General features: G+C 54.3%; 1 protein-coding gene. It reads right to left on the reverse strand.

What is annotated here, in order from left to right; all coding sequences use genetic code 11:
* On the reverse strand, window positions 1-1,899 hold a 1,899-nt coding region (locus tag PXY01_RS22025), incomplete at both ends, for a non-ribosomal peptide synthetase (protein ID WP_164744554.1).

The raw sequence follows: 1,899 nt of genomic DNA on the forward strand, positions 1-1,899 counted from the left end.
ATAACCGATCTATGCTCAACTATTACGCCCTTAGGACGTCCCGTCGAACCGGATGTGTAGATGACGTACGCAAGATCCTCTGGCTTCGAAGCAGGCTCCGGATTGCTCGTTGCTGCCTGACTCGTCTCTTCGCCGTCTGCCAGCACCATCTCAATTCCTAGCTCCTCCGCTTTGCTTACCGTGCCTAGCGCGGTTACGACGGCTTTCGCCCTGCTATCGCTCACCATATACTGCAGCCTCTCTGCCGGTAATGCGGCATCCAGCGGCAAATATGCAGAGCCGGACTTTAAGATTCCAAGTATTGATGCCACCATCAGCGGCGACCTCTCCTGCATGACCGCCACAACGTCTCCGTCCCCTACACCCCGGCTTTGCAAAATGTGTGCGATTCGGTTCGCTCTTTCATTTAATTCTGCGTAACTCCACTGCTCCGTCTCCCCGATTACCGCTATCTCGCCTGGCGTTCGTTCTACCTGCTCTTCGAACAGCTGATGAATCGTTCTATCCTTCGGATAGTCCGCATCTGTCCGATTAAATACCTCCAGCAGCTCGCGCTTTTCTTCCTCCGACAATAGACTAATCTCCGATAATCGCTTCTCTGGCTCCACAACGATTCGCTCCAGAAGCCGCTTGTAATGCCCCATCATTCTGGTGGCCGTTTCTCGGGTAAGCAGCGCGCGGTTATACTCAAAGCACACTCGCAGCCCGTCGGCCTCCTCCGTTACATATACGGATAGATCCAGCTTTGCTGTCGTCTCTTCTAACTCATAGCGCTCGATCTTTAACCCCGGTGTCTTCAACTCCTCGATTTGTGTCGGCTGCAGCGAGAAGAGCGTATCATACAGCGGATTTCGGCTCATATCCCTTTCCACGTCCAGCTCGCCTACCAATTCGTCGAACGGATACTCCTGATGCTCGAACGCTTCCAGCACGCCAGCCTTTATTCGTTCGAGCCATTGCATGTAGCTTTCCTCCGGGCTGCTCTGACCGCGTATAGCAATCGTATTGACGAACAATCCGACCGTCCGCTCGATCTGGATATGGTTCCGGCCCGATACTGGCGTTCCAATCACGATCTCCTGCTGCCTTGCATACTTCGCAAGCAGCACATGATACCCAGCCAGCAGCACCATGTACAGCGTCGCTCCCGCTCGCTCACCGAGCTCCTTTAACGCACGGCTTAACTTGGCGTCAAGCCTGTCGAATACTTGTCCTCCCTCATAGCTCTTGATCGCCGGACGCGGCTGGTCCAACGGGAGCTCCAGCTTTGGAATCTCTCCCTCGAACACCTGCTTCCAGTAGTCCCGATGCTGCTTCATCTCGGCGGACTCCGTTTTGCCGTTCTGCCATGCCGCGTAATCCTTATACTGCACTCCAGGCTCTGGCAACTCTCTCCCCTCATAGAGACCGAACAGCTCTTCCATTAAGATCTTCACAGATACGCCATCGCAAATGATGTGATGCATATCCAGCGCAAGCACATGCTCGTTCTCGCCAATCTTCACGACACCTACTCGAATGAGCGGCCCCGTCTGCAGATCGAACGGCCTCACGAGCCTGCGAATGAAAGCATCAGCCTCTCCCTCACCCCATTGCACCGCTATGGAAAGATCGGAACGAACGTGCTGCTTCCATTCCTCTCCTTCCATCGCAAAGGTCGTACGCAGCGCCTCGTGACGCATGACTAGCTTGTTTACCGCCCGCTCCAGCCTCGCTCGATCCAATGCACCTGTCAATTTCACTTTCTTGGTTACGTTATATTCTATCCCCTTCTCGTCCTGCAGCAGATGCAGAAAATATAGCCGCTTCTGTGCAGTCGTCATCGGATACCCGTCTCCTGCACTTACTGCCTGCGGGATGTCCTCGAATTCCGCTACCGCTTGCTTATCTTCCAACTGC

The organism is Paenibacillus xylaniclasticus, assembly GCF_004001065.1.
GTDB classification, from domain to species: domain Bacteria; phylum Bacillota; class Bacilli; order Paenibacillales; family Paenibacillaceae; genus Paenibacillus_T; species Paenibacillus_T xylaniclasticus.